20 protein-coding genes and 2 pseudogenes are annotated in these 26647 nt (G+C 37.7%); 18 read left to right on the forward strand and 4 right to left on the reverse strand.

Annotated elements, in window-relative coordinates:
- Positions 1–445 precede the first annotated feature (445 nt).
- Positions 446–3709 carry a fibronectin type III domain-containing protein gene (locus AC0L3Q_RS04880; RefSeq protein ID WP_473285557.1) on the forward strand — a complete coding sequence of 1088 codons (3264 nt, stop codon included), beginning with the start codon at positions 446–448 and terminating at the stop codon, positions 3707–3709.
- A gap of 128 nt (positions 3710–3837) precedes the next feature.
- Positions 3838–5801 (forward strand): annotated as a pseudogene (gene dnaG / locus AC0L3Q_RS04885) (DNA primase).
- Here the strand turns inward: dnaG and AC0L3Q_RS04890 are convergent.
- Complete coding sequence (locus AC0L3Q_RS04890) at positions 5798–6430, reverse strand: response regulator (protein ID WP_073315465.1); 633 nt, start codon at positions 6428–6430, stop codon at positions 5798–5800. The pseudogene dnaG and the gene AC0L3Q_RS04890 sit on opposite strands and share 4 nt — an antisense overlap.
- Positions 6431–6572: 142 nt before the next feature.
- Entirely contained in the window at positions 6573–7361 is a 789-nt protein-coding gene (gene nadE, locus AC0L3Q_RS04895) for an NAD(+) synthase (protein WP_473285558.1), read from the reverse strand.
- Positions 7362–7560: 199 nt separating this feature from the next.
- On the opposite strand from nadE, the gene gldB reads away from it, so the two are divergent.
- Genes gldB through AC0L3Q_RS04910 form a run of 3 tightly spaced genes read left to right on the forward strand, consistent with a single transcriptional unit; the run spans position 7561 to position 9286 of the window.
- Entirely contained in the window at positions 7561–8529 is a 969-nt protein-coding gene (gldB, locus tag AC0L3Q_RS04900; protein WP_473285559.1) for a gliding motility lipoprotein GldB, read from the forward strand.
- Positions 8529–8867, forward strand: coding sequence for a gliding motility protein GldC (gene gldC / locus AC0L3Q_RS04905; RefSeq protein WP_473285560.1), 339 nt, complete (start codon positions 8529–8531; stop codon positions 8865–8867). The genes gldB and gldC overlap by 1 nt, the downstream gene beginning before the upstream one ends.
- 44 nt (positions 8868–8911) lie before the next feature.
- Positions 8912–9286 carry a GTPase gene (locus AC0L3Q_RS04910; RefSeq protein WP_473285561.1) on the forward strand — a complete coding sequence of 125 codons (375 nt, stop codon included), beginning with the start codon at positions 8912–8914 and terminating at the stop codon, positions 9284–9286.
- Here the strand turns inward: AC0L3Q_RS04910 and yihA are convergent.
- On the reverse strand, positions 9270–9878 hold the full coding sequence (yihA, locus tag AC0L3Q_RS04915) for a ribosome biogenesis GTP-binding protein YihA/YsxC (protein WP_473285562.1): 609 nt from the start codon (positions 9876–9878) through the stop codon (positions 9270–9272). The genes AC0L3Q_RS04910 and yihA overlap by 17 nt on opposite strands.
- A gap of 16 nt (positions 9879–9894) precedes the next feature.
- Positions 9895–10665, reverse strand: coding sequence for an alpha/beta fold hydrolase (locus AC0L3Q_RS04920; RefSeq protein ID WP_073315460.1), 771 nt, complete (start codon positions 10663–10665; stop codon positions 9895–9897).
- A gap of 302 nt (positions 10666–10967) precedes the next feature.
- Between AC0L3Q_RS04920 and mraZ the strand changes: the two are divergent.
- The 13 genes and pseudogenes from mraZ to ftsZ all read left to right on the forward strand — a co-directional run bounded on the left by mraZ (position 10968) and on the right by ftsZ (position 26590).
- Positions 10968–11431: pseudogene (gene mraZ, locus AC0L3Q_RS04925) on the forward strand (division/cell wall cluster transcriptional repressor MraZ).
- A 56-nt stretch (positions 11432–11487) separates the two neighbouring features.
- Positions 11488–12393 (forward strand): 16S rRNA (cytosine(1402)-N(4))-methyltransferase RsmH, encoded by a 906-nt coding sequence (rsmH, locus tag AC0L3Q_RS04930; protein WP_473285563.1) that lies wholly within the window; start codon positions 11488–11490, stop codon positions 12391–12393.
- A 24-nt stretch (positions 12394–12417) separates the two neighbouring features.
- Positions 12418–12717, forward strand: coding sequence for an FtsL-like putative cell division protein (locus tag AC0L3Q_RS04935; protein WP_342039423.1), 300 nt, complete (start codon positions 12418–12420; stop codon positions 12715–12717).
- 3 nt (positions 12718–12720) lie between these two features.
- Positions 12721–14715 (forward strand): penicillin-binding protein, encoded by a 1995-nt coding sequence (locus AC0L3Q_RS04940; protein ID WP_473285564.1) that lies wholly within the window; start codon positions 12721–12723, stop codon positions 14713–14715.
- Positions 14712–16178, forward strand: coding sequence for a UDP-N-acetylmuramoyl-L-alanyl-D-glutamate--2,6-diaminopimelate ligase (locus AC0L3Q_RS04945; RefSeq protein WP_473285565.1), 1467 nt, complete (start codon positions 14712–14714; stop codon positions 16176–16178). Before AC0L3Q_RS04940 ends, AC0L3Q_RS04945 begins: the two co-directional genes overlap by 4 nt.
- A gap of 37 nt (positions 16179–16215) precedes the next feature.
- Complete coding sequence (gene mraY / locus AC0L3Q_RS04950) at positions 16216–17445, forward strand: phospho-N-acetylmuramoyl-pentapeptide-transferase (RefSeq protein ID WP_473285566.1); 1230 nt, start codon at positions 16216–16218, stop codon at positions 17443–17445.
- Positions 17446–18780, forward strand: coding sequence for a UDP-N-acetylmuramoyl-L-alanine--D-glutamate ligase (gene murD / locus AC0L3Q_RS04955; RefSeq protein WP_473285567.1), 1335 nt, complete (start codon positions 17446–17448; stop codon positions 18778–18780). It begins immediately after the preceding gene.
- A 17-nt stretch (positions 18781–18797) separates the two neighbouring features.
- Complete coding sequence (locus AC0L3Q_RS04960) at positions 18798–20000, forward strand: FtsW/RodA/SpoVE family cell cycle protein (protein WP_073315452.1); 1203 nt, start codon at positions 18798–18800, stop codon at positions 19998–20000.
- The gene (gene murG, locus AC0L3Q_RS04965; RefSeq protein WP_473285568.1) at positions 19997–21091 is read left to right on the forward strand and encodes an undecaprenyldiphospho-muramoylpentapeptide beta-N-acetylglucosaminyltransferase; all 1095 of its coding nucleotides are present in this window, start codon (positions 19997–19999) and stop codon (positions 21089–21091) included. Before AC0L3Q_RS04960 ends, murG begins: the two co-directional genes overlap by 4 nt.
- A gap of 24 nt (positions 21092–21115) precedes the next feature.
- Positions 21116–22462, forward strand: coding sequence for a UDP-N-acetylmuramate--L-alanine ligase (gene murC, locus AC0L3Q_RS04970; protein ID WP_473285569.1), 1347 nt, complete (start codon positions 21116–21118; stop codon positions 22460–22462).
- Positions 22459–23175 (forward strand): cell division protein FtsQ/DivIB, encoded by a 717-nt coding sequence (locus AC0L3Q_RS04975; protein WP_473285570.1) that lies wholly within the window; start codon positions 22459–22461, stop codon positions 23173–23175. Before murC ends, AC0L3Q_RS04975 begins: the two co-directional genes overlap by 4 nt.
- 7 nt (positions 23176–23182) lie before the next feature.
- Entirely contained in the window at positions 23183–24541 is a 1359-nt protein-coding gene (gene ftsA / locus AC0L3Q_RS04980; RefSeq protein ID WP_473285571.1) for a cell division protein FtsA, read from the forward strand.
- Positions 24542–24616: 75 nt separating this feature from the next.
- The gene (gene ftsZ / locus AC0L3Q_RS04985) at positions 24617–26590 is read left to right on the forward strand and encodes a cell division protein FtsZ (RefSeq protein ID WP_473285572.1); all 1974 of its coding nucleotides are present in this window, start codon (positions 24617–24619) and stop codon (positions 26588–26590) included.
- Positions 26591–26647 lie beyond the last annotated feature (57 nt).

The raw sequence follows: 26647 nt of genomic DNA on the forward strand, positions 1-26647 counted from the left end.
ATTAGCAAATGTTCTCACGGGGAAAGAGTGGTTTTTTTGAGGCCACTCTTTTCTTTTTTTGTTAGAAGTATTTTTCTTACATATTGCCAATTCGGGGCTTCCCAAAGATTTGTTAAGTTAGTTCTTGTTTGCGAAAAAGTATTTGTTAAATAATATACTAATATATATCATTCTGTTATATATGTAAATTCGAAAATAAAGCCTCATTAAGAGTACGGTTTTAGCACAATTATTTGATTGTAAGTATTTTATGACATCTTATTTTTTTGTTTCTAAGTGAATTATTCTATATTTAACAATGTCATAATCGAAGTAATTCTTCACGATAATTATAAACGAGTTTTATCTTTTATTCAACCTAAAAACAAATCTTCAAAATTGCACTCATTTAAATCATTTTATACTAATTATAATTCACACAAACAATTAATCAAATTTCACACACATGAAAACAAAACTCTTTTATGTAACACTATTTACTTTATGTAGTTTTGGGCTATTTGCTCAAAAAGGAGCCCCGATGAAAGCCAGTTCTGTTGGTAAAGCGGCCTACGTAAGAAGTATTCCTGCTATCGCAGAAATGGATAACGTAATTTCAGCAGCAGGGTTGGAGCATGTTGCCCCTCCAAAAAGAAGAGGTAGTAATACCTTTGTACCTGGTAAAGGATTTCAACCTGCAGGTGGTGTAGACCCTCTTGTAGCCAAGCAAAAAAATGCAACAAAAATGGCTACCACTTCTCCTTTGGCATCCTTTGATGCTCATATCGGAACTGTATTGAATGATGCAACTGGTGCCATTGGACCAAACCATTATGTATATGCATTCAACTCTGGTTTTGGTATTTTGGATAGAGCAGGAAATGTACTTGTGCCAGAGGCTTCATTAGGAACTATCTTTCCGGGAGAAACGCTGGGAGATCCTATTGTAGTATATGATAATTATGCAGATCGCTTTATTATCATGCAATTTAGTAATACTCCAAATGGATTCTTGATTGCTGTAGGGCAAGGACCAGATCCGGTTAACGACGGATGGTTTACTTACCGATTTAATACAGGTTCATTCCCAGATTATGAAAAATTATCAATCTGGAGCGATGGATACTATATCACTGCAAACAAGGATCAGAATAACCCAAGTGGTAATGATGTGGTATTTGCGGTAGAAAGAGATAAAATGTTAGTAGGAGATGCAAGTGCCGGATTAATTGGTTTCCCTCTTCCAGGAGCAGAAACTAATGGATTCTATAGCCCAGGTGGATCTCACTCTACAGGACCTAATTTACCTCCGGTAGGAGTGGGTCATTCTATTTTGTATTTACAGGATGATAGCTGGACTGGAATCTCTCAAGACCATATCAAAGTATGGACAACTAATGTAGATTGGACAAACCCTGCAAGTTCTACTATTTCTCAACCTCAAGAGATTACAACTACACCATTTGATAGTGTATTTGATGGTGGATCATTCCAAAACTTAGATGAGCCAGGTAATGGGCCAGATATTGATGCATTACAGGCAACTATGATGTATATGACAAACTACAGACGTTTTGGTACACACAACTCTATCGTATTGAACTTTGTAGTGGATTTAGATGGTACAGATAGTTTAGCAGGTATCCGTTGGTACGAGTTAAGACAAACTGGAGATGGGCAGCCATGGACTATTTTCCAAGAAGGAACATATGTACAGCCAGATGGTCTAAGTGCTTTTTGTGGAAGTATCGCACAAGATGCTCAAGGAAATATAGGATTAGCATATACAGTTGTAAGTAGCACTGTATTTACTTCTTTAAGGTTTACAGGTAGATTAGCTAGCGATCCACTAGGAACAATGACAGCTGCCGAGCAAGTTTCTGCAGATGGAGATGCTCAAAATAACAGAGGAGATGGACGTTACGGAGATTACGGTCAAATTACAATCGATCCAACCGATGACTTAACATTCTGGCATATCAGTGAGTATATGAAAGGACCAGCTCCAAACGTAAGAAGAAGTCACGTGGTGGCATTCAAAATAGAGCCTGATACTCCGGATACTGAGGCACCAACTGCTCCTACTAATTTAGCAGCTTCTTCAGTAACAGAATCTTCACTTACTTTAAGTTGGGATGCTTCTACAGATAATATCGGTGTTACTTCTTATGATGTATATCAGGATGGAGCTGTAATCGGTTCTTCTGCAACAACAAACTTTGATGTTTCTGGATTAACTGCAAGTACCTCTTATGATTTCTCTGTAATTGCGAAAGATGCTGCCGGGAATGAGTCACCTGCAAGTGCTACATTAACAGTAACTACTGCAGACCCAGATGTAGAGGCGCCTTCTATACCAGCTAACTTAACGTCTTCTAATTTGGCTGCAAATCAGGTTACGTTAAGCTGGGATGCTTCTACAGATAATGTTGGAGTTACAGAATATGATGTTTTACAAGACGGAGTAGTAGTAGCTACAGTGGCTGGAACAACAGCTACCGTTTCAGGATTAACTCCGCAAACAACATACGAATTTACAGTATTGGCTAGAGATGCAGCTGGTAACGAATCTGATGTAAGTAGCCCACTTCGTGTGACTACACCAGAAGCTACAGGGTGTTTAAATGGAGTTAGTACTCCTTATGGAGAAGGATTTGAAACTGGTATAGGAGCATGGACTCAGGATAGCGGAGATGATCTTGACTGGATAAGAGACGCAAATGGGACTCCATCTAGAAATACAGGGCCAGCTAGCGCAGTAGAAGGTTCATTCTACTTATATGTTGAAGCTTCTGGAAACGGAATAGGGTATCCTAACAAACGTGCGATCATTACATCTCCATGTATTGATCTAGGACCAGCTACAGAAGCTACATTCTCTTTCAAATATCATATGTTTGGAGCTAACGGATTTGGATCATTAGATCTTGAAGCTAGTAATGACGAAGGTGCAACTTGGACAAGTATCTGGAGCAGAAGCGGAAACCAAGGGAATTCTTGGCAGACAGCTACAGTAGATCTTGCAGCATATTTAGGTACAGGAGTTCAATTACGATTCAACCGTTTAACAGGAACAACCTGGAGAGCAGATGCTGCAATTGACGATATTTCGCTTATTACTGATGGTGGATCTGGTAGCGGTTGTGTATCTGGAGACTTAACATTGAGCATTACTTTCGATAATTTCCCACAAGAAACATCTTGGGAGGTTACAGACTCTAGTGGTGCTGTTGTAGCATCAGAAAGCTATTCTACTGCAAACCCTGATGGTTCTACAGTAACTGAAACGATCAGTGGATTAGCTGATGGAGATTATACGTTTACAATCTTTGATTCTTTCGGTGATGGAATCTGCTGTGGATTTGGTAGCGGTTCTTATGCATTATCAAGCAGTGCAGGTACAATTGTTACCGGAGGAGAGTTTACTAGTTCTGAAGCGACTACATTCTGTGTAGAAGGTGGAGCAAGATCTGTAGACACATATCCATTATCTGATCTTGATGCTAATGAGAAGTTGTTTTCAATATATCCAGTTCCAGCAAGTAGTATCTTAAATATTTCGGTTGGTAAAATACCTTTAGAAAATGTTGAGATCTTCTCAATGTTCGGACAAAGAGTGTACCAAGGTGTTGAAGCACAGATTAACGTAAGTTCTTTCCCTGCAGGAACGTATTTCGCAAGAATTATGGGGCCTGAGGTAATGATCACAAGAAAATTCACTATAGAGTAATTTTAGAATAATTAACCAACTTAAAAACCTGGTAGTTTCGGCTGCCAGGTTTTTTTATTTTAGTATGGATCTAAATGGTGTCTCAAGAATTATATTATTTTTGTTGGACACAAAAAGGAGACCCTTTCATGATCCATAAAACCACCGTAGATGCTGTATTTGAAGCTGCTCGTGTAGAGGAGGTAATTGGAGATTTTGTTCAATTAAAAAAGGCTGGGAGTAATTTTAAGGGACTCAGCCCTTTTAGTGAAGAAAAAACACCTTCCTTTATGGTTTCGCCGGTAAAACAAATCTGGAAAGATTTTTCGAGTGGTAAAGGAGGGAATGTTGTAGCTTTTTTGATGGAGCATGAGCACTTTACTTATCCTGAGGCTATTAAATATTTAGCCAAAAAGTATAATATTGAAGTAGAGGAGACCGAGCAGACCGACGAACAAAAACAACAAGCAGACGAGAGAGAAAGTATGTTCTTGGTAAGCGAATTTGCTAATACATTCTTTCAAAATTCATTACACAAAACAGAGGAAGGTAAGGCAATAGGGCTTACCTATTTCAAGGAGAGAGGTTTTACCGAGGATACTATAAAAAAGTTTAGCCTGGGGTATTCTCCAAACTCATGGGATGCATTTACCGCAGAGGCTATTAAAAAAGGGTATAACTTGGATTATCTTGAAAAAACAGGATTGACCATTGTAAAAGAAGAGAAGCAATTTGACCGTTTTAAAGGGCGTGTTATGTTTCCTATCCAATCCATGTCGGGGAGAGTTCTGGGTTTTGGTGGGAGAATCTTGTCTAATGAAAAGAAAGCGGCAAAATATCTCAATTCTCCAGAAAGTGATATCTATCATAAGAGTAAGATATTATATGGTATTTCTCATGCCAAACAGACGATCGCCAAAGAAGATAATTGTTATTTGGTAGAAGGATATACCGATGTGATACAGTTTTACCAAACAGGGATCAAAAATGTAGTGTCTTCTTCGGGAACAGCCTTGACAACCGATCAGATTCGATTGATTAATCGACTTACCAAAAATATTACCGTTTTATTTGATAGTGATGCGGCAGGTATGAGAGCATCTATTCGTGGGATTGATTTGATTTTGGAGCAGGGGATGAATGTGAAAGTATGCAGTTTCCCAGAAGGTGAAGATCCTGATAGTTTTGCAAAGCAAAACACCTTGGAAGAGCTAACTGCGTATTTAGAAGAAAATGCTCAGGATTTTATCAGCTTTAAGGCCTCTTTATTGCAACAGGAATCCAAGGACGATCCTATAATGAAGGCGGAGTTGATTCGGGATATGGTGACCAGTATTTCTAAGATTCCTGATGTAATTAAGCGTGAAATTTACGTAAGAGAGTGTTCGCGTATTATGGATATTTCTGAAGAGGTGCTTTTTGATACCTTGGCTCAGATCCGTAATGTAGATATCAAAGACCAGCGGAAACAACAAAAGCAATCTCAAAAATCGATGGAGGTAGTAAAACCTGCCACCGAAAAACCTCAAAAAGTAGATAGGCAGCATTTGTTGGAAAGAAGTATTATCGGAGTGTTGTTGCTATATGGCGCACAAGAGGAAGAATTTGAAGATATGATGCTAAAGGAGAATGAAGATGGAGAGCTAGTGATGGAGCCAGAAGTACATACCGCCAAAGTTTTTGAAAAGATATACCTGGATCTTCAGGAAGATGAGATAGAATTTGCTCACGATAATTTTCAAGAGATATACGGAGCTATTATCAATCAACTCCATCAAACCGAAGAATTTAAGGTAGATGTTTTTGTAAATACAGTTTCGCCAGAAATTGCTTCAGAAATTACTGAGATATTGATGAATGAAGAGAAGTATAAAATTGATCGTTGGCATGACAAAGAGATACATGTAAAGCTCAAAAAGCACTCTGTGTCTCAATATGTAAACGACATTATTCTCAATCTTAGAGGGCATCTGGTAGGAAAAAAATAGAGGAGCTTAAAGAGTCCTTAAATAGTCCAGAAAACAACGAAGGTAACCATGATATCCTTTCGGATATCAGTGATTACCTTTATCTTAGAAAAATATTATCTGATAAGTTAAACAGGGTAATTTAACTTATATGTAACAGTCTCGACTGATGAATTAAATCAGCAAGATTATCTACTTTCAACTTTTTTAATAGCCGTGTTTTGTACGTGCTTACTGTTTTTTCGTTGATAGATAGTGTTGTGGCAATATCCTTATTTCTTTTACCAGATGATAAAAGATTGAGGACTTCAATTTCTCTCGAGGATAGTTTTTTATATTTCACAACCATGTTGTTTTCATTGGCGTTACCATTGGCAAGTTGCTGGGTTAAGTTATCATTAAGATAAATTCCTCCTCGGGCAACACGCTCGATAGCCTTTTTTAACGTCTTGGTCGGAACGGTTTTAGAGAGATATGCAGAGGCGCCCGCTTTAATGGCACTCAACGCATACATTTCTTCTGGATGTGAGCTAAAAATAATTACTTTTATTCCTGTAAATTCTTTTTTGATGGTTCTTAGGGCCATAATTCCGTTGATCTGCGGAAGGTCCAACTCCATGATAAGTACATCTGGGGTGTTAGACTTCAACACATCATACATTTCGTTTCCATTGCTCACTTTGCCAATGATCTCATAATCTTCCGAATTGCGAAATAAAGAAACGATCCCCTTCCTAGTAATTGGGTGATGATCAGCGATTAGTACGGTTGTCATTCTTGTTTACGATTGTTAATGTTATTTTAATTTTAAGAGTTTAACATTCTCAGGCTAGGGGTAATATTCTTAATCTTACTGCAAAATTACTAAGAACTAGCCCTCGTAAACTTTTTTTATTCATTTATCGACAAAGTGTTGATTATAATAGATTAACGGGTATTTTACAGACAGGTATGGGATTCATTTTATGCTGATTTACGGTATTTAATCGAGTAAAAATCTTAAATACTTCTTGTTCTCTTCCGTCAAAATCTTCCATTTTCTTTCCTTCATCTTTCATTTTCATCGCCCATTCCAATTCATCATAAGAGGCTCCAATTTGATCTTCGTCACTGCGACTGTCACCAAATAACCCATCAGTAGGTGCTGCAACCTGTATAGATTCAGGTACGCCAAGAGCCTTTCCTATTTGATATACTTCACTCTTTAACAAATCGGCAATTGGACCAAGGTCAACGCCTCCATCCCCATACTTTGTGTAAAAACCAACCCCAAAATCTTCTACTTTATTACCGGTTCCCGCTACCAGGTATTTGTGCAAACCTGCAAAATAATACAGTGTGGTCATTCGTAGACGTGCTCTGGTGTTGGCAAGAGACAAATCAAGCTGTGCACTGGGCTCAACCTCAGGGACTACAGATTTTAGTTCTTCAAATACTGGAGTTAGATCAACTCTTGCATCGGATACATTAGGAAATCTTTCCTTTAATTGAGCAATATGTTCCTGAGCTCTGGTTACCTGACTTTGCGCTTGGTGTATTGGCATTTCGACGCATAGAGTTTTCAAACCAGTTCTTGCACATAGAGAAGAAGTAACGGCACTATCAATACCTCCACTAACACCAACAACGAATCCTGTAATATTAGCATTGTTAGCATATTCTTTTAGCCAGTTTGTAATGTGATCAATTACTTTTTCTGTTTGCATATCTTAGTCTTTTATTTGAAATGTAATTAATAAAGAAAATTCGTGTTAATAAATTAGAGTTCGAAAAGGTTAAAAATAGGGATAAACTATAATGCATAGATTGTAAATCGATATATTACCTTTGCGGTCATAAAATTAATAAAAAAAGATGGTGTTCTACAGGAATGGAAATTATTTGAAAAGTTCTCTGAATTCGGTTATGAAAAGTTTAAAATTTTTAAAATGTGCCCTCGTATTTTGTGTTTTATTCTCTTGTGATAAAGAAAGTAAGATCGAAAAAGAAATCGAAAAAGTACCAGTTAAAATTACGATAGAACGATTTGATCGTTTGTTTGCAGATGTAAATGAGGAAAATTTATCAGACCTGAAAAGAGATTTCCCATTCTTATTTTCAGCAAAGTATGCCGATAGTATTTGGTTAAAAAAGTCAAAAGATACGATTCAGCAAGAAGTGAATAGAGAAGTAGAAAAAGCTTTTCCTGATCTTACCGAAGAAATAGATGAACTTCATTCGTTATTCCAACACATCAAATTTTATTTTCCAGAGATTAATGTGCCTAGAATTGTTACTATAACCTCTGATGTGGATTATAGAAACAAAGTAGTCATCTCCAAAGATTTATTGATTATTTCGTTAGATACTTATCTTGGAGCTGATCATCATTTCTATGAGGCGATCCAAAAATATCTGAAAAGAAATTTCATTCGCGAACAAATTATACCTGATGTTGCGGGAGCATATGCCAAAAATCAAGTGGGCCCCATTCGTGAAAGAACATTTTTGGCCAATATGATTTCTTTTGGGAAAGAATTGTATCTCAAAAATCTTTTCCTTCCAGAAACCGATGATGCGGTAAAATTAGGGTATACCGAAGAACAGTTCAATTGGGTTCGGGATAACGAAGAGCCGATTTGGCGATTTTTTATAGATAAACAATTGTTGTATAGTACAGATAGTAGTTTGATGCCTCGATTTTTGTATCCAGGGCCTTTTTCCAAGTTTTATTTAGAAGAAATCGATAAAGAAGCACCAGATAAGGTAGGTCAATTTATAGGATGGCAAATTGTTACTTCCTATATGAAAAATAACAATGTATCTTTGCGCCAATTATTATTGGCAGATGCCGAAACAATTTTTAACAATTCAAAATATAAACCAGCACGATAATGGCGAGCGCACATACTTCAGAAATAAAGATAGATGTAGAATTAGATGAGAATCGTATTCCAGAAAAGTTGCATTGGACAGCTAAGGATGGAGGAGTAGAAAATGAAGAAACAAAGGCGGTATTGCTGTCGGTTTGGGATAGTGCAAACCAAGAAAGCCTTAGAATAGATTTATGGACCAAAGATATGCCGGTAGACGAGATGAAGGTGTTTTTTCATCAAACTCTAGTGTCTATGAGTGATACTTTTTTCAGAGCTACACAAGACGAGAAAATGGCAGCAACCATGAAAGACTTTTGTGATTATTTTGCAGAAAAATTAGAGTTGAAACAACAGTAGTTCGAAATGTTTTTCTGGTTAGTCAGACTAATACGATAAAAACATTGAATAAGACATTACTTTTTGTTTATAATGCTCAGTCTGATTTGTGGAGCAAATCTCTCGATATTGCGCATAAGATCATCAGCCCAGCTACTTATAATTGTGATCTCTGCACACTCACGCATGGTAATTTTTCGGAAAGAAAAGTTTGGGCAACCTTCAAAAACAGCACTGATTTTCAGTTTGTTTTTATGTATAGGGATGAGTTTTTGAAACAATATGGTGAAGGTTTAGGATTTGAGTTCCCTATAATACTGGATAGTGGTTATAAAGAACAGCTAGAAGTAGTTTTGGATGCAATACGTTTAAAGCAACTGAATTCGGTAGAAGAGCTTATTGAAGTACTGGAAGGGTATATGGCTATTGCGAATTCTTAAGTTGATTGTTGATGTCATCAATATAATTTAGTACTTCATCTTTACCCATTCCTGAAGATGATGAAGTAATGAAGTAATTGGGCATTTCTTCCCAGTATTGCAGCATGGTCTGGACATAGTTGTTGATCTGTACAGGCAGCTTGTTTTTTGATAGTTTATCGGCCTTAGTAAAGATGATAGAAAACGGTATCTGATTTTCTCCTAACCACTGCATGAATTCCAAATCTATTTTTTGGGGTTCATGACGGCAATCTACTAACACAAACGCGCTGACTAATTGAGTCCTTTTTGAGAAATAGGCAGTAATGAATTTCTGAAAGACTTTTTTTGCCGATTTGGACACGCGCGCATATCCATAACCAGGTAAATCTACCAAAAACCAAGTTTTGTTAATGATAAAATGATTGATCAACTGTGTTTTGCCAGGTCTTCCCGAAGTTTTTGCTAAACTTTTTCGGTTAGTAAGCATATTAATCAACGAAGATTTTCCAACGTTCGATCTGCCGATAAATGCGTACTCAGGGAGTTTTTCTTTTGGGCATTTAGCGACATCGCTGTTACTTATCACAAATTCAGCGCTGCTAATCTTCATGGTTGTAGGGTTAGAATTAGAATTTTCGTTCTTTTAACCAATCGTGAAGTAATCGGTTAAATTCATCTGGATGCTCCATCATTGCTGCATGTCCACATTTGTCTATCCAATATAGATCAGAGTCTGGTAGTAAACGATTAAAATCATCGGCAACTTCTGGAGGGGTTACATTGTCATTTTTACCCCAAATAATGCAGGTGGGAGTGTGCATGTTGGGTAAATCTTTTGCCATATTATGGCGTATTGCACTTTTGGCAATTGCCAAAGTTCGGATCAATTTATTTCGATCGTTAACTGTGGCATACACCTCGTCAACAATTTCCTTGGTGGCTATGGCAGGGTCATAAAATACATTTTCTGCTTTAGCTTTGATGTATTCATAATCACCTCGTTTTGGGTAGCTTTCACCCATCGCACTTTCATAAAGACCAGAGCTTCCGGTAATAACCAATGCCTTAACCTTTTCAGGATACATTTTGGTGCATAGAAGTGCTATATGACCGCCAAGAGAATTACCTAAAAGAATAACTTCTTTGTTGCCATATCCCAGGTGGTCAATAAAATCTTTCAGGTATTTCGCATAGGTGCTCACCTTAGTTTTTATCAACGACAAAGTGTAAACAGGAAGTTCCGGAATTAAGACTTTGTATCCTTCTTTTGGGAAATAAGAACCAACACCTTCAAAGTTGCTTAGCCCTCCCATCAAGCCGTGCAAAATGATTATTGGCGTGCCTTCTCCTAAATCCAGATAACTAAATTTTCCGTCTTTTTTTAATTCGTTCTTCATTAATACTTCTTACAAGAATTAAAGCAAATATAGCATTTTCATAATTAGTTTGGAGATTTTTTATCAATACTACAGAATGAATTTTTACAATTCTTTTTTTCATGCATTATTTGGGTCTTATGCATGAGGAATCCAAGATTTACTTGACTTTTTGTTAGTGGGCTGATAAACAAAAAATTAAAGTTTTGAGCTTTCCGAATTCCCTGTTTTTGGCAATAACTTATTAACAATGTGGTAAATTGTGGTAAAAAGTGGTAAATTTTTCAATATATTTGAATAATTAAACGTTTAAGGGGATTGAAGTGGTAAACCTAATCGGCACATACGAATGTAAGGCAGACGCTAAGGGACGTCTTATGATGCCTGTTGCTTTCAAGAAGCAGCTTTCGCCTGTGTTGCAAGAGGGTTTTGTTTTGAAAAGGTCTGTGTTTCAGCCGTGTTTGGAGTTGTATCCTATGGAGGAATGGGATCTTTTAATGCAAAAAATCAATAAGCTAAATCGCTTCAAGAAAAAAATAATGACTTTATCAGGAGGTTTACTGCAGGAGTAAAAGTAGTCGAAATCGATAGTGCTGGTCGATTGCTGATACCCAAAGATCTGATCAATTTTGCTGGGATTACCAAAGAGCTGGTGTTGTCTTCAGCAGTTAATATCATTGAAGTTTGGGACAAAGAGAAATATGAACAGGCAATCGATGATAGTGCAGATGATTTTGCAGACTTGGCAGAAGAGGTGATGGGGTTTGATGATGATATGGAAGACTAAAGGTCGAGTGAAAGAACTTTAAAGGATTAGGTGCTTTAAGAATAGTTGAGGAAGAAATGGAACAAACTGAATATCATAACCCTGTTTTACTGAAAGAAACTGTCGATGGTCTCGATATCAAGCCAGATGGGATATATGTAGATGTTACTTTTGGTGGAGGAGGGCACTCCAAAGAGATTTTGAAAAGGCTTGGGGAAAACGGAAAGTTGTTTGCATTTGATCAAGATCCGGATGCCTTAGAGAATGATATTAAGGATGAAAGATTTACGCTGATCAATGAAAACTTTCGATTTATCAAGCGATTCTTGAGGTTCTATGGAGTGAGAAAGGTAGATGGGATTTTGGGAGATTTTGGAGTTTCTTCTCATCAGTTTGATGTCGCAGAAAGAGGTTTTTCGACACGATTTGAAGGGGATTTGGATATGAGGATGAATCAGAAGAAAGAGGTGTCGGCCTATCATGTGATTAATGAGTATGAGGAGGCAGATTTGAAAAGAGTCTTCTTAGAATACGGAGAGTTAAGAAATGCGCCAAAACTAGCCAGGGTAATAGTAGGTGCCAGGTCTGATGAAAAGATAAAAACAAGTTTGATGCTAAAAGAGGTTTTGAAACCGCTTTTACCGAGACATAAAGAGAACAAAATATTAGCTCAGATTTATCAGGCGATCCGTATAGAAGTGAATGAGGAGATCGAGGTGTTAAAGGAGTTTTTGCAGCAAACGGAAGAGCTTTTGGATGAAGGCGGAAGAATCAGTTTGATTTCTTATCACTCACTAGAAGATAGACTGGTAAAACGATTTATCCGAAACGGAATGTTTGAGGGAGAGCCAGAAAAGGATTTATACGGTAATGTGTCAGTTCCTTTTAAGAAAGTAGGAGGGCTGATCATACCTTCAGAAGAAGAAATTAAAGAAAACAATAGAGCACGAAGTGCTAAGCTAAGGATAGCAGAAAGAATTTAAGCGAGTAGGATTGTGAGACAAACCATGTATGACATATTAAAAGGAAAGTTTTTGATCGCAGACGATGCGATGAAGAATTGGCGTATGCTGCTATTTCTTTCCTTGTTGGCTATTGTAATGATCGCAAGCTCGCACAATGCAGAAAGTAAAGTGCATGAAATTGCAAAATTGAATAATGAAGTAAGAGAATTGAGAACACAATTTGTCGATGGTAAAACAGAATTGATGCGGTTGAAGATGGAGTCTTCAATCATAAAGAAAATGACACGAAAAGGGTTGAAAAGACCAACAAGTCCACCAAGGAAGATAATTGTAAAAAACTAGAATTTGGCGATTAAAGAAAAAAACATATTAAATCGGTTGTATTTCATTGCGGCATGTATGTTCTTCTTTGCCTTGGCTGTTTTGGTGAAGTTAGTCAATATCCAGTTTGTAGAAGGAGATGTATATCGCCAAAAAGCGCAGGATCGAGTGTTTAGGACTTTCGATATTCCTGCAAATAGAGGGAATTTATATGATAGTAAAGGAAACCTGCTAGCAACTTCTGTTCCTAAGTATGACATACGATTTGATGCCTTAACGGTTACTGATAAAGATTTCAGAGCGAACATTAAGCCTTTGTGCGAAGCACTTTCCAAAGAATTCAATAAACCAGTTTCTTACTACGATAAGTTGATTAGAACGGCAAGAGCAAATAAGAATAGGTACTTGCTGATTCGAAGAGGGCTTGGGTATTCAGAATATATGAGGGTGAAAAAGTTTCCTCTGTTTCGATTTGGAGCTAATAGGGGAGGATTGATCGTAGAGCAACGTACGGTAAGAGAACATCCTATTGGTAAAATAGCCGAACGTACAGTTGGGTACGAAAGAAGAGATGATCAAGGATATTACACCAGAGTTGGATTAGAAGGTGCTTACGGTCCGTTTTTACGAGGAAAAGAAGGAAAGCGTAAAAAACAGAAAATAGCAAAAAACCAATGGAAACCGATTGGTGATGCTAATGAAGTGGAGCCACAAGATGGATATGATGTGGTGTCTACTATTGATGTAAATATCCAGGATATCGCCCATCATGCATTATTAGCACAGTTAGAAGATTTTGAAGCAGAACACGGTACTGTAGTGGTGATGGAAACCAAAACAGGAGAGATCAAAGCCATTTCGAATTTAGGAAGAACCAAGGCGGGGAAGTATTACGAAAAATTAAACTATGCGGTAGGAGAATCTCATGAGCCAGGTTCAACATTCAAATTAATGACAATTGTAGCGGCGCTAGAAGATGGTAAGATTGATTCTAGCTATGTGGTGGATACCGAAAAAGGACGTGTTAAATTTTATGACCGAGTGGTAAAAGATTCGAGATGGGGTGGTTACGGAAAAATTTCTATGGCAAAAGCTTTTGAAGTGTCTTCGAATACAGCTTTTGCAAAAATGATCAATGAGAATTATAAGGATAACCCTAGAAAATTTGTAGATCGATTGATCAATATGGGGCTTTCCGAAACACTAGGAGTTTCGATCAAAGGAGAAGGGGTGCCAAAAATACCATACCCTGGTGATGATGATTGGTATGGTACCACATTGCCTTGGATGGCACATGGTTATGGTGTGGCGATTACTCCATTGCAAACTTTAGCTTTTTACAATGCGGTGGCCAATGATGGTGAAATGGTAAAACCAAGATTTATCAAAGAAGTCAAAACTTGGGATAAAACCAGAGAACGATTTGATAAAGAAGTGTTGAATCCAACGATTTGTTCAAAGAAAACTGCCAGAATCGTCCGCGAGATGATGAAAAATGTGGTGATAAGGGGTACTGCAGACAATATCAAGACAGATAATTTCATGATTGCAGGAAAAACAGGAACCTGCTGGGGAAATTATGGTAAGGACAAAGAGAGAGAGTACATCTCTTCGTTTGCAGGATATTTTCCTGCGGACAAGCCTATTTATTCTTGCATTGTAGTAATACATAAACCGAATAAAGAAAAAGGATATTATGGTAGTGAAGTAGCGGCTCCCGTTTTTAAAACGATTGCTACCAAAATATACAATGATATTCCCGTGATTGATGAAGTGCCTTATCTGGTGGAAGAAAGCAGTACAGTAACCAAGAGTTATGATGCGTACTACGAAAAGGCTCAAAAATATAAAACTATAATGCCGAACGTGAAAAACATGCCAGCAATGGATGTGATTTCACTTTTGGAAAATATGGGACTTAAGGTCGAAATAAAAGGATCAGGAAAAGTAAGGACACAGTCTATAGCTCCGGGAACCAAAGTGCAAATAAATCAAACTGTTAAGCTCGAATTATCGTGATAGAACTAAAAGACATTTTATATAAAGTGGCAATCGATACCGTAGTAGGGGATACTTCTGTAGGTGTTGAGAAGATTGAGTTCGATTCTCGTCAGATCGAGAAGGGTGATTTGTTTGTGGCGATCAAAGGAGTAACGGTAGATGGTCATAAATTTATTGATACTGCCATCCAAAAAGGAGCAGTTGCTGTTATTTGTCAGGAACTTCCAGAGCAGAAAGCAGATGGTGTTACTTATATAAAAGTAGAGGACGCCCAATCCGCCTTGGCTATTATGGCGGCCAATTACTATGGTTCTCCGTCGGCGAATTTAAAATTGGTGGGAGTAACTGGTACTAATGGTAAAACTACAATTGCTACCCTATTGTTTCAACTTTTTAAAAATGCCGGGTATAAGGTAGGTTTACTGTCTACCGTGAAGGTGTTGGTAGATGAGGAAGAGTTTGCAGCAACACATACCACTCCGGATTCATTGACGATCAACAAATACCTCAAGCAGATGAACGATGCTGGTGTTGAGTTTTGCTTTATGGAGGTGAGCTCGCATGGTATCCATCAAAAGCGTACCGAAGGCTTGTCGTTTGCGGGAGGGATTTTTACAAATCTATCTCATGACCATTTGGATTATCATGATACCTTCAAAGAATATCGTGATGTGAAAAAAGCATTTTTCGATGGTTTATCGTCTACAGCTTTTGCTTTGACGAACAAGGATGATAAGAATGGTGGGTATATGCTTCAGAATACCAAAGCAAAAACATATAGTTATGCTTTGCGTTCGTATGCAGATTTCAGAGGACAAATTTTAGAAAGTAGCTTAGAAGGATTGTTGCTGAAATTTAATGACCACGAAGTTTGGGCAAAGCTAATCGGAAGTTTCAATGCCTATAACCTCCTGGCAATTTTTGCTACAGCAGAATTATTAGGGTTAGAGACCTTAGAGACCTTGCGATTGATTAGTGATCTGAAGAGCGTGAGCGGCAGATTTCAGTATTTAATTTCTGAAGACATGAAAATCACCGCTATTGTAGATTATGCGCATACGCCTGATGCTTTGAAGAATGTTTTGGAAACGATCAATGATATACGTACCAAAAATGAAACATTGATTACGGTCGTGGGATGTGGAGGTGACCGTGATAAAATGAAAAGGCCAGTAATGGGAAATATCGCTGCCAAATTAAGTAACAAAGCAATTTTTACTAGCGATAATCCAAGAACTGAAAATCCGGATCAAATCATAGAAGATATAGAAAAGGGAGTAGAGCCTCAGGATTATAAAAAGACCTTATCGATAACCGATAGAAAACAGGCAATCAAAACCGCTTGCCAGTTAGCAGAAAGAGATGATATTATTCTCATAGCAGGAAAAGGACATGAAACCTATCAGGAAGTTGATGGAAAACGATTTGATTTTGATGATTTTAAAATTGTAAAAGAAGAATTAACCAAACTAAATAAATAAACCCAGATGCATCGAGATGCATAAGAGATAGAAACTTATGTTATACTATTTATTCGAATATTTAGAAAACCAATATCAGTTCCCGGGGGCTTCCTTATTTCAGTTTATTACGTTTAGGGCAGCCATGGCAATTATATTGTCACTGCTGATTTCTACCATCTATGGTAAGCGAATAATTGCATTCTTGCAAAAGAAGCAAATGGGAGAAACTATCCGAGAGTTAGGGTTAGAAGGACAGGCTCAAAAGGCAGGGACTCCAACTATGGGAGGTGTGATTATCATACTGTCTACTTTGGTTCCGGTATTGCTTTTTGCTCGATTAGATAACATTTATGTGCTTCTGCTTATCGTTACTACCATATGGATGGGTATTATTGGGTTTACAGATGATTTTTTGAAAATAAAAAGAAAAGACAAAGAAGGATTGGCGGGTAAGTTTAAGGTGATTGGTCAGGTTGGTCTTGGACTTATTGTTGGGTGTACGATGTATTTTCATAATGATATAACCGTACGACAAGAAAAGGTAAATGCAGATACAGAACAGGTGGTTGTTGATGGAGAGCAATCTGATTTCAAGCCTGCGGTAAAATCGACTAAAACTACAATTCCTTTTTTCAAAAATAACGAATTCGATTATTCGGATTTGATCACTTGGATTAGTCCTGATTTAACCAAATATGCTTGGTTGATCTTCATCCCTATCGTGATTTTTATTGTAACAGCAGTATCAAATGGAGCAAACCTAACAGATGGTATTGATGGATTGGCAGCAGGTTCCTCGGCGATTATTGTACTCACACTAGCCTTATTTGCCTGGGTGTCTGGTAATATCATTTTTTCAGATTACCTCAATGTGATGTACATCCCCAATTCAGGAGAAATGACAATTTATATCACCGCTTTTGCAGGAGCTTTGGTTGGATTTTTATGGTATAATACCTATCCAGCACAAGTGTTTATGGGGGATACAGGAAGTTTGACTATCGGAGGTGTAATTGCAGTGATTGCAATTGCTATTCGTAAAGAGTTTTTGATACCGATTTTGTGTGGAATATTTTTTATCGAAACCCTGTCGGTTATGATGCAGGTGAGTTGGTTTAAATATACCAGAAAAAAATATGGTGAAGGGAGAAGGATTTTCTTGATGTCTCCATTACATCATCATTATCAAAAGAAAGGAATACATGAGAGTAAGATCGTAGCTAGGTTTTGGATTGTAGGTATTGTACTGGCAATTATAGCTGTGATCACTTTAAAAGTAAGATAGATGAAACGATTGGTGGTATTAGGAGCTGGAGAAAGTGGAGTTGGAACTGCAATCTTAGGGAAGAAAGAAGGATTTGAGGTATTTGTTTCTGATAGAGGAACAATCGCCGATACGTATAAAGACGTTCTTAGGAATTTTGAAATCGAATGGGAAGAGCAACAGCATAGCGAGGATAAAATCCTGAATGCTGATGTAGTGATGAAGAGTCCGGGAATACCAGATAGTGTTCCTTTAATTCAAAAACTACATGAGAAAGGAGTTGAGGTGATTTCTGAAATCGAATTTGCATCTAGATATACGGATGCTCAAATGATTGGGATCACCGGGAGTAATGGTAAAACAACGACAACCATGCTTACTCATCATGTGCTAAAACATGGGGGGTTGGCAATAAATATGGGAGGTAACATTGGAGATAGTTTTGCCAAGCAAGTAGCAGAAATGGATAAACCATTTTATGTGTTAGAGATAAGCAGCTTTCAATTAGATGGGATCATCAATTTTGCACCACATATTGCGATTTTGACCAATATCACTCCTGATCATTTGGATCGATATGACAATAAGTTTGAGAATTACATCGCCTCAAAATTTAGAATTGCGATGAATCAAACTAAGGAAGATTATTTCATATATGATGCTGATGATGAAGTGATCACCACCTATTTGAAGCAACACCCAGTTCGATCAAAATTATTGCCTTTCTCTTTAACCAGAAAGGTGGAGAACGGAGCATATTTAGAAAACGAAAACATTAACATAATCATAGATAACAACAAAGTAATCATGCCAACATCAGATTTAGCATTAAAAGGTAATCACAACGTAAAAAACGCAATGGCGGCCGCTACAGTAGCGCAGTTATTGAAGATCAGAAAAACTACAATTAGAGAGTGTTTAGAGAATTTTCATGGGGTAGAACATCGGTTAGAAAATGTACTAAAGATCAATAATGTTCAGTACATCAATGATTCGAAGGCTACTAATGTAAATGCGACCTTTTATGCTTTAGATGCTATGAAATCGTCTACGATATGGATAGTTGGTGGAGTAGACAAAGGAAATGATTACTCAGAGTTGTATCCATTGGTTAATGAAAAAGTAAAAGCAATCATTTGCTTGGGAGTAGATAATTCCAAAATCATCAATGCATTTGGAAATTGCGTAGATAATATTACAGAAACACAATCTATGAAAGAAGCAGTGAATCTTGCATACAAAATCGCTGAGAGAAATGATAACGTATTGTTGTCGCCAGCTTGTGCAAGTTTCGACCTGTTTAAAAATTATGAAGAGAGAGGAAGGCAGTTTAAAGAAGCAGTTAGAGAATTATAAGAGTATAGGATTAAAAGATGACTAAAGTATTGGCAAATATAAAAGGTGATAGAGTGATATGGGCAGTGGCTGCCCTGTTGGCGTTATTTTCTTTTTTACCAGTTTATAGTGCTAGTAGTAATTTGGCGTATTTGTATGGAGATGGAGATACCTTTAGTTTTTTAGTGAAGCATTTTGCGCACTTGGTACTAGGGTTTTTGATTATTTATGTGGTGCATAAGATCCCGTATCATTATTTCAAAGGATTGTCTATTATTATGATCCCTGTGGTTTTGGTGTTGTTGTTGGTAACCATGGCTCAAAACAATACGATAGAAGGAGCAAATGCAAGTCGATGGATCCGGATTCCTTTTGTTGGAGTAACTTTTCAAACTTCTACACTAGCGGCAGTGGTGCTAATGGCCTATGTTGCAAGATATCTATCTAAAATAAAGGATCAAACGGTTTCCTTCAAAGAAACGTTATTACCGTTGTGGTTGCCCGTGTTTTTGGTGTTGATGTTGATTTTACCTGCTAACTTTTCTACGGCAGCGATTATATTTTCGATGGTGATGATGTTGGTGTTCTTGGGTGGATATCCTTTGCGGCATATTGCTGTGGTTTTAGGAACCGGACTTTTGGTGCTTACGTTCTTTATATTATTCGCCAAGGCGTTTCCAGGGATGTTTCCAAACCGTGTAGATACCTGGGTGAGTAGGATAGAGAATTTTGCCGACAATAAGGAAACACAAGAAGATTATCAGATAGAACGCGCTAAAATAGCAATTGCCAGAGGTGGAGTTATTGGTACAGGACCAGGAAAAAGTGTACAAAGAAACTTTTTGCCACAGTCTTCTTCAGATTTTATTTATGCAATTATTGTTGAAGAATGGGGATTTGTAGGAGGTGTGTTTTTGATGCTGCTCTACCTGTTATTATTGTTTAGATTAGTAATAGCAGCACATAAATGTGGTGATGTTTTTGGTAAACTACTGGTGATAGGTGTGGGCCTGCCCATAGTGTTTCAGGCATTGATTAATATGGCAGTAGCGGTAGAATTGTTTCCGGTAACGGGTCAAACCCTTCCTTTGATTAGTAGTGGAGGGACATCGATTTGGATGACCTGTCTAGCTATAGGTATAGTACTTAGTGTAAGTAGTAGAAGGGAAGCAATTGTAGAAGAAGAAGTAGAAAAAGAAAAAGAAGAAAACCCTTTAGAGGTGTTACAAGAAATAGTATGAGTAAGACTCTCAAAGTCATATTATCTGGTGGTGGAACAGGAGGACATATCTATCCTGCAATTGCTATTGCAAAGGAGCTGCAGAATAGATTTCCAAATGCAGAGGTGTTGTTTGTGGGTGCAAAGGATCGAATGGAAATGCAAAAAGTGCCACAGGCTGGATATAAAATTATTGGGCTTTGGATTAGTGGGATACAGAGGAGATTAACATTGAGTAACCTATTGTTTCCATTGAAGCTAATAAGTAGTCTTTGGAAATCAAGAGCCATTATCAAGAATTTCAAGCCAGATGTGGTGATTGGAACAGGAGGCTTTGCAAGCGGACCATTGTTGAAAATGGCAAATGCTAAGAAAATCCCTACAGTGCTCCAGGAGCAAAATTCGTTTCCGGGAATCACCAACAAATGGTTGGCCAAAGAAGCCAACAAAATTTGTGTGGCCTACGATAATATGGATCGATTTTTTCCGAAGGATAAGATCATTAAAACAGGAAATCCTGTTCGTCAGGATTTGTTAAGCATTAATGGAAAAAGAGAGCAAGCTATAGCAAAGTATCAACTGGCATCAGATAAGAAAACGATTTTGATTATAGGAGGTAGCCTTGGTGCTCGCAGAATAAATCAGCTCATAGAAAAAGAACTGGATTTTTTTGCAACCCAAAATGTACAGTTGTTATGGCAATGTGGGAAGCTATACTATGCGGATTATAAGAAGTATAATGATATGGATAATGTACAGGTACATGAGTTTTTGGACACTATGGATCTGGCATATGCAGCAGCAGAAATCATTATCTCTCGTGCAGGAGCAGGATCGGTTTCAGAGTTGTGTATCGTGGGGAAACCGGTATTGTTTATCCCATCTCCTAATGTGGCCGAAGATCATCAAACCAAGAATGCTTTGGCTATAGTTGATAAAGGAGGGGCAAAGATGTTGAGAGAAAGTGAATTGGATGCAGAATTTGAAAATACAATAGCAGATTTGATGGCAGCAAAAGAAGAACAGGAGAAATTAGGAAATGCTATTAAAAAAATGGCATTACCCAATGCGACATCAGAGATTGCAGACGAAATTGAAAAATTAATACAATAAGAGTTGGTAGAAACTAAAGTATATATGAATAGCACCTTAGCGCACATAAAAAACATTTACTTCATAGGTATAGGAGGTATAGGTATGAGTGCCCTGGCTCGCTATTTTAAGTTTCTTGGAAAAGAAGTAGCAGGGTACGATAGAACATCTACCCAGATTACCAATGATTTGATTGCTCTTGGTATCGATATTCATTTTGATGATAGTGTAAATGCGATACCAGAATCGTTTTTGGATAAAGAGGATACATTGGTGGTATATACCCCTGCAATTCCTAAAGATCATAAGGAGTTGAACTATGTGCAAGACAATGGCTTTCAGATCAAGAAGAGAGCAGAGGTTTTGGGGATTATTACCAAAGAGGTATATACACTTGCCGTAGCTGGAACTCATGGTAAAACCACCACTACAGCAATTTTGGCACATTTATTAAAGGAAAGTGGAGCAAAAGTAACGGCGTTTTTGGGCGGAATTAGTGAGAACTATAATTCTAACCTTGTATTAGAAGGCAATGAGGTAGTTGTGGTAGAAGCGGACGAATTTGATCGCTCATTTTTACAGTTGCATCCTGATATTGCAGCTGTCACTTCAATGGATGCGGATCACTTGGATATTTATGGAAAGGCTGATGAGTTAGAAGTATCTTTTAGAGACTTTTCTGCTAAGGTAAAAGATCATCTTTTGATTTGTAATGGATTGCCTATTGATGGGATGACATTTGGTATAGAAGATGATTCTGACTATTGTGCGCAAAACGTAAAAGTTGATAATGGCACGTATATTTTCGATTTAAAAACACCAACACAGTATATAAAAGATTTGCATTTAAACCTGCCAGGTAGACATAACTTGTTAAATGCTATAACAGCCTTTGCCATCGCGTTGCTATACGGCTCCCCGACCGCCTCGCTGGCAAAGGCTTTATTTTCTTTTAAGGGTGTTCAGCGTAGGTTTAGTTATAAAATTAAGACAGAGAATTTGGTGTATATAGATGACTATGCACATCATCCAACAGAGATCAATGCTTTGCATCAGGCTGTAAGAGAAATGCATCCTGGCAAAAAGGTATTAGCGATCTTTCAACCACATTTATTTAGTCGAACTCAAGATTTTGCTGTGGATTTTGCATCCAGTCTTACTCAATTCGATGAGATCATGCTGTTAGATATTTATCCGGCAAGAGAATTACCCATCGCAGGAGTAACCTCAGATTGGTTACTGAGTTTGATCGCAAATGAAAATAAAAAGTTAGTGGCAAAGAGCGATTTGACAACTGAAATTTTAAAAAGCGATGCCCAGGTGATTTTAACCATAGGTGCAGGAGATATAGGAGAAGAAGTAGAACGTGTTAAAAATGAGTTGTTAGGATGAAAAAAATGATTTCATATATACGATTTGTGGGATTGATTGTGCTAATCGTTGTCCTTTTTGCGTTCACAAGTGAGCGAAATAAGCAGCGAAAAATCAATCGAGTGCAAATAGAATTCATTGAAGAGCAGGATCCATACGTGAGTGAACTGTCGGTTAATAAATTGTTAATACAAAATCAGGAAAGAGTTACGAACGTCGGTAAAGAAATTTTAGTTTTGAATACTGTAGAGCAGGAGTTGGATTCACACAAAATGATCGAACACTCTGATGTATATCTTACTGTAAATGGAGAACTTAGGGCGCAAATAAAGCAACGCACCCCGATTGCTAGGGTTAATGCGGTGACTCCTTTTTATGTAGATGCTACTGGAAATACGATGCCTTTGTCTAATAGTTATTCGGCGCATGTGCCTTTGGTGCATAATGTATCCGAAAGAGAAGTCAAAGAAGTTTTTCCATTGTTAAAAATGATACAGAAAGATGATTTCTTAAAGAAACACGTAGTTGGAGTCTTTAGAAATCATAAGGGTAATTATGAGCTAGAGGTAAGGGTCTACTCATTTAGAACCGTGATAGGGAAAATAGAAAATTTAAATAGTAAGGTTAAAAACTTTAAGGCTTTTTATCAAAAGGCACTCAAAGACAAGAGCCTTGATAAGTATAAAAAAGTCAGTTTACAATTTAGTAATCAGGTGGTGTGTACTATAAAATAATACCAATATGGAAAAAGCAACAAATGAAATAGCGGTAGGACTGGATATTGGAACAACCAAGATTGTTGCAATGGTAGGGAAATACAATGAATATGGTAAGATGGAAGTCCTTGGAGTTGGTAAATCCAAAAGCTTGGGTGTACATCGCGGTGTAGTGAATAATATTACACAAACCATCCAATCCATACAACAAGCTGTTCACGAAGCAGAAAGTGTAGCAGGAGTAAAGATAAATGATGTTACAGTAGGGATTGCAGGACAGCATATCAGAAGTTTACAACATAGCGATTATATCACCAGACCCAATGCAGACGAGGTGATCGATGATGATGATATAGACACACTATGTAATCAAGTGCATAAGTTGGTGATGTTACCAGGAGAAGAGATTCTGCATGTACTACCTCAAGAATACAAAGTAGATGGTCAAGCAGAAATAAAAGAGCCTGTGGGGATGTATGGAGGTCGATTGGAAGCCAATTTCCACGTGGTGGTAGGTCAAGTAACTTCGATTCGTAATATCGGTAGATGTGTAAAAAGTTCTGGGTTAGAATTGTCTGATGTTACGCTAGAACCTTTGGCGTCTGCGAATGCAGTTTTGAGTCAGGAAGAAAAAGAAGCAGGTGTAGCTTTGATTGATATAGGGGGTGGAACTACGGATCTAGCCATTTTCAAAGATGGAATTATTCGTCATACAGCGGTGATTCCTTTTGGAGGTAATGTGATCACAGAGGATATCAAAGAAGGATGTTCGATTATAGAGAAGCAGGCCGAATTGTTGAAGATAAAATTTGGATCCGCCTGGCCAGGAGAAAATAAAGACAACGAGATTGTCTCTATCCCTGGATTAAGAGGAAGAGAGCCTAAAGAAATTACTTTAAAAAATCTATCGAAGATCATTCATGCGCGAGTAGTAGAAATCATCGAGCAGGTGTTTTTGGAGATTAAAAATTATGGACACGAATCCCCAAAGAAGAAATTGATTGCAGGGATCGTACTTACTGGAGGAGGTTCACAACTGAAGCATTTAAAACAGTTGGTAGAATATATCACAGGTATGGATACTCGTATTGGATATCCTAATGAACACCTGGCGGGGAACAGTGATTCAGAAACCACGAGTCCAATGTATGCTACCGCTGTGGGACTAGTGATGGATGGTTTGGTACATATGCAAAGGCAACGAAAAGTTGTTCAAAACAAAGCTGCAGCCAAAACCGAAACAACAGTTCATATAGAAGCGGATACAGATACAGAAGAGATGATTAATGAAGAAGAGCAACCAAAAGTAGACCTTAAACCAAGAAAAAACATCTTGGAGAAGTGGACAGAGAAATTTAAAGAATTCTTGGATAATGCTGAGTAGTGCTTGGCAGTAGTAAGAATTCAATACGATATATAAAAAAATAGAAAAAGTAGGAGAACCAGAAAATTAGCCATTATGAGTAATAACGAAGAGTTTGAGAATATTTCTTTTGATTTACCTAAAAACCAATCAAATGTGATTAAGGTGATTGGTGTTGGAGGAGGTGGTAGCAATGCGATCAACCACATGTTCCAGCAGGGGATCAAGGGAGTGGACTTTGTGATCTGTAATACAGATTCGCAAGCGTTGGAGAACAGTTCAATTCCTAATAAAATACAATTAGGAGTTTCATTGACAGAAGGACTAGGTGCGGGTGCAAATCCGGAAGTGGGAGAACAAGCGGCTGTAGAGAGTTATGAAGAGATCAAAACCATGTTGGATACTAACACCAAAATGATCTTTATCACTGCCGGAATGGGCGGTGGTACCGGTACAGGTGCGGCTCCTATTATCGCAAAAATGGCAAAAGAATTAGATATCCTTACTGTGGGTATCGTTACGATTCCATTCCAGTTTGAAGGACGTATGCGAAACGAACAGGCGCAGCTGGGAGTAGAGCGATTGCGTGCTCATGTGGATTCATTGATCGTGATCAATAATAATAAGTTAAGAGAAGTATATGGTAATCTCGGATTTAAAGCTGGTTTCTCTAAGGCCGACGAAGTACTTGCTACCGCTTCTCGTGGTATAGCCGAAGTAATTACGCATCACTATACACAAAATATTGACTTGCGAGATGCTAAGACCGTATTAAGTAATAGTGGTACAGCAATAATGGGTTCTGCTCATGCTTCTGGTAATAAACGTGCACATGATGCCATTGTAAAAGCGTTGGATTCTCCACTACTGAACGATAACAAAATTACAGGGGCTAAGAACGTATTGTTATTGATTGTTTCTGGTAGAGAAGAAATTACAATAGATGAAATTGGAGAAATTAATGATCATATTCAGCAAGAAGCTGGTCATGGTGCCAATATCATTATGGGGGTTGGTGAAGATGAATCGCTAGAAGATGCTATCTCGGTAACGGTAATTGCTACTGGTTTTGATGTAGAGCAACAAGATGAAATCGTAAATACTGAAACCAAAAAGATCATCCATACCTTAGAAGATGAGCAAAAGGCAACGGTACAGGATTTAACACCAAAGTCTACCGGGCCGGTGACGCCAATTACATCTTCGTTGCCAAAGAATGATAAAGTAGAAGAACCAAAGGTTATCAAGCACGAATTGATAGATGATACAGAAGAAGAGGCTTCTGATCTGATTAAAACTACCGATTTGCTTAAGAATATCGATGTAGAATATGAAGTAGTAAGTCCATTTTCTTCGGAAAATGATTTTGTGATTATCAATGCTCAAGACATTATCAAAGAGATTGAGGTAAAAGATGCAGAAGAAGTAGAAGAGCAAAAAGAACCTGCTGCAGATCAATTCTCATTATCTTTTGATATGCCAGCTGGAGAAATCAAGAAAGAAGAAGAGGTGAGAGAGGTTCCTGTTCAGAACAATCAGATTGTAGAGGATGAGCAACCAATTATCTTTGATCTTAGCGATGATATCTTGGATATGGAAGTAAATGAACCTATTGAAGTTGTTCCTCCTAGTGAGACGATTTCAGGAGGAGTTCGTAAGTATAGTCTTGAGGACTATATGGAAGAAGAAAAACGATTGACCGAAGCACAACCTGTAGAAGTGATGGAGGAAGAAGATGAAGAAGTGGTTTTTGAAAAGAAAGTTGTAGCTCCGGCTCCAGAAGCTGAAGAACAGGGAGAGGTAGATCCAGTAAATCAGCCTATTTCAGAAACTTTGAAAGCAAGAGCTGCAGAGCGAAGAGCAAAAATGAAAGAATTTAATTATAAGTTCAGAAATAGCTCTTCGAATATCGATGATATCGAAAAAGAGCCAGCATACAAAAGAGCTGGGATTGATGTAGATGCCAAGCCAGAAGATTCTGGGTTGTCCAGAACATCACTAGGAACCGATGATAATGACGATATCCAGTTACGAAAAAACAATTCGTTTCTGCATGATAATGTAGACTAGTAAATTTTTGAGTTAAATACACAGATAACCGGTAATCCGATCATGGATTATCGGTTT

The organism is Aquimarina sp. KJ22-3 (assembly GCF_055808215.1).

Bases quoted from the DNA above. Each gene is read 5' to 3' on its own strand.
- rsmH (WP_473285563.1), top strand. From the start codon at position 11,488: ATGGAACAAACTGAATATCATAACCCTGTTTTACTGAAAGAAACTGTC.
- mraY (WP_473285566.1), top strand. From the start codon at position 16,216: ATGTTATACTATTTATTCGAATATTTAGAAAACCAATATCAGTTCCCG.
- murG (WP_473285568.1), top strand. From the start codon at position 19,997: ATGAGTAAGACTCTCAAAGTCATATTATCTGGTGGTGGAACAGGAGGA.
- ftsZ (WP_473285572.1), top strand. From the start codon at position 24,617: ATGAGTAATAACGAAGAGTTTGAGAATATTTCTTTTGATTTACCTAAA.
- AC0L3Q_RS04960 (WP_073315452.1), top strand. From the start codon at position 18,798: ATGACTAAAGTATTGGCAAATATAAAAGGTGATAGAGTGATATGGGCA.
- AC0L3Q_RS04935 (WP_342039423.1), top strand. From the start codon at position 12,418: ATGTATGACATATTAAAAGGAAAGTTTTTGATCGCAGACGATGCGATG.
- AC0L3Q_RS04920 (WP_073315460.1), bottom strand. From the start codon at position 10,665: ATGAAGAACGAATTAAAAAAAGACGGAAAATTTAGTTATCTGGATTTA.
- murC (WP_473285569.1), top strand. From the start codon at position 21,116: ATGAATAGCACCTTAGCGCACATAAAAAACATTTACTTCATAGGTATA.
- AC0L3Q_RS04975 (WP_473285570.1), top strand. From the start codon at position 22,459: ATGAAAAAAATGATTTCATATATACGATTTGTGGGATTGATTGTGCTA.
- murD (WP_473285567.1), top strand. From the start codon at position 17,446: ATGAAACGATTGGTGGTATTAGGAGCTGGAGAAAGTGGAGTTGGAACT.
- ftsA (WP_473285571.1), top strand. From the start codon at position 23,183: ATGGAAAAAGCAACAAATGAAATAGCGGTAGGACTGGATATTGGAACA.
- yihA (WP_473285562.1), bottom strand. From the start codon at position 9,878: ATGAAGATTAGCAGCGCTGAATTTGTGATAAGTAACAGCGATGTCGCT.
- gldC (WP_473285560.1), top strand. From the start codon at position 8,529: ATGGCGAGCGCACATACTTCAGAAATAAAGATAGATGTAGAATTAGAT.
- gldB (WP_473285559.1), top strand. From the start codon at position 7,561: ATGAAAAGTTTAAAATTTTTAAAATGTGCCCTCGTATTTTGTGTTTTA.
- AC0L3Q_RS04890 (WP_073315465.1), bottom strand. From the start codon at position 6,430: ATGACAACCGTACTAATCGCTGATCATCACCCAATTACTAGGAAGGGG.
- AC0L3Q_RS04880 (WP_473285557.1), top strand. From the start codon at position 446: ATGAAAACAAAACTCTTTTATGTAACACTATTTACTTTATGTAGTTTT.
- nadE (WP_473285558.1), bottom strand. From the start codon at position 7,361: ATGCAAACAGAAAAAGTAATTGATCACATTACAAACTGGCTAAAAGAA.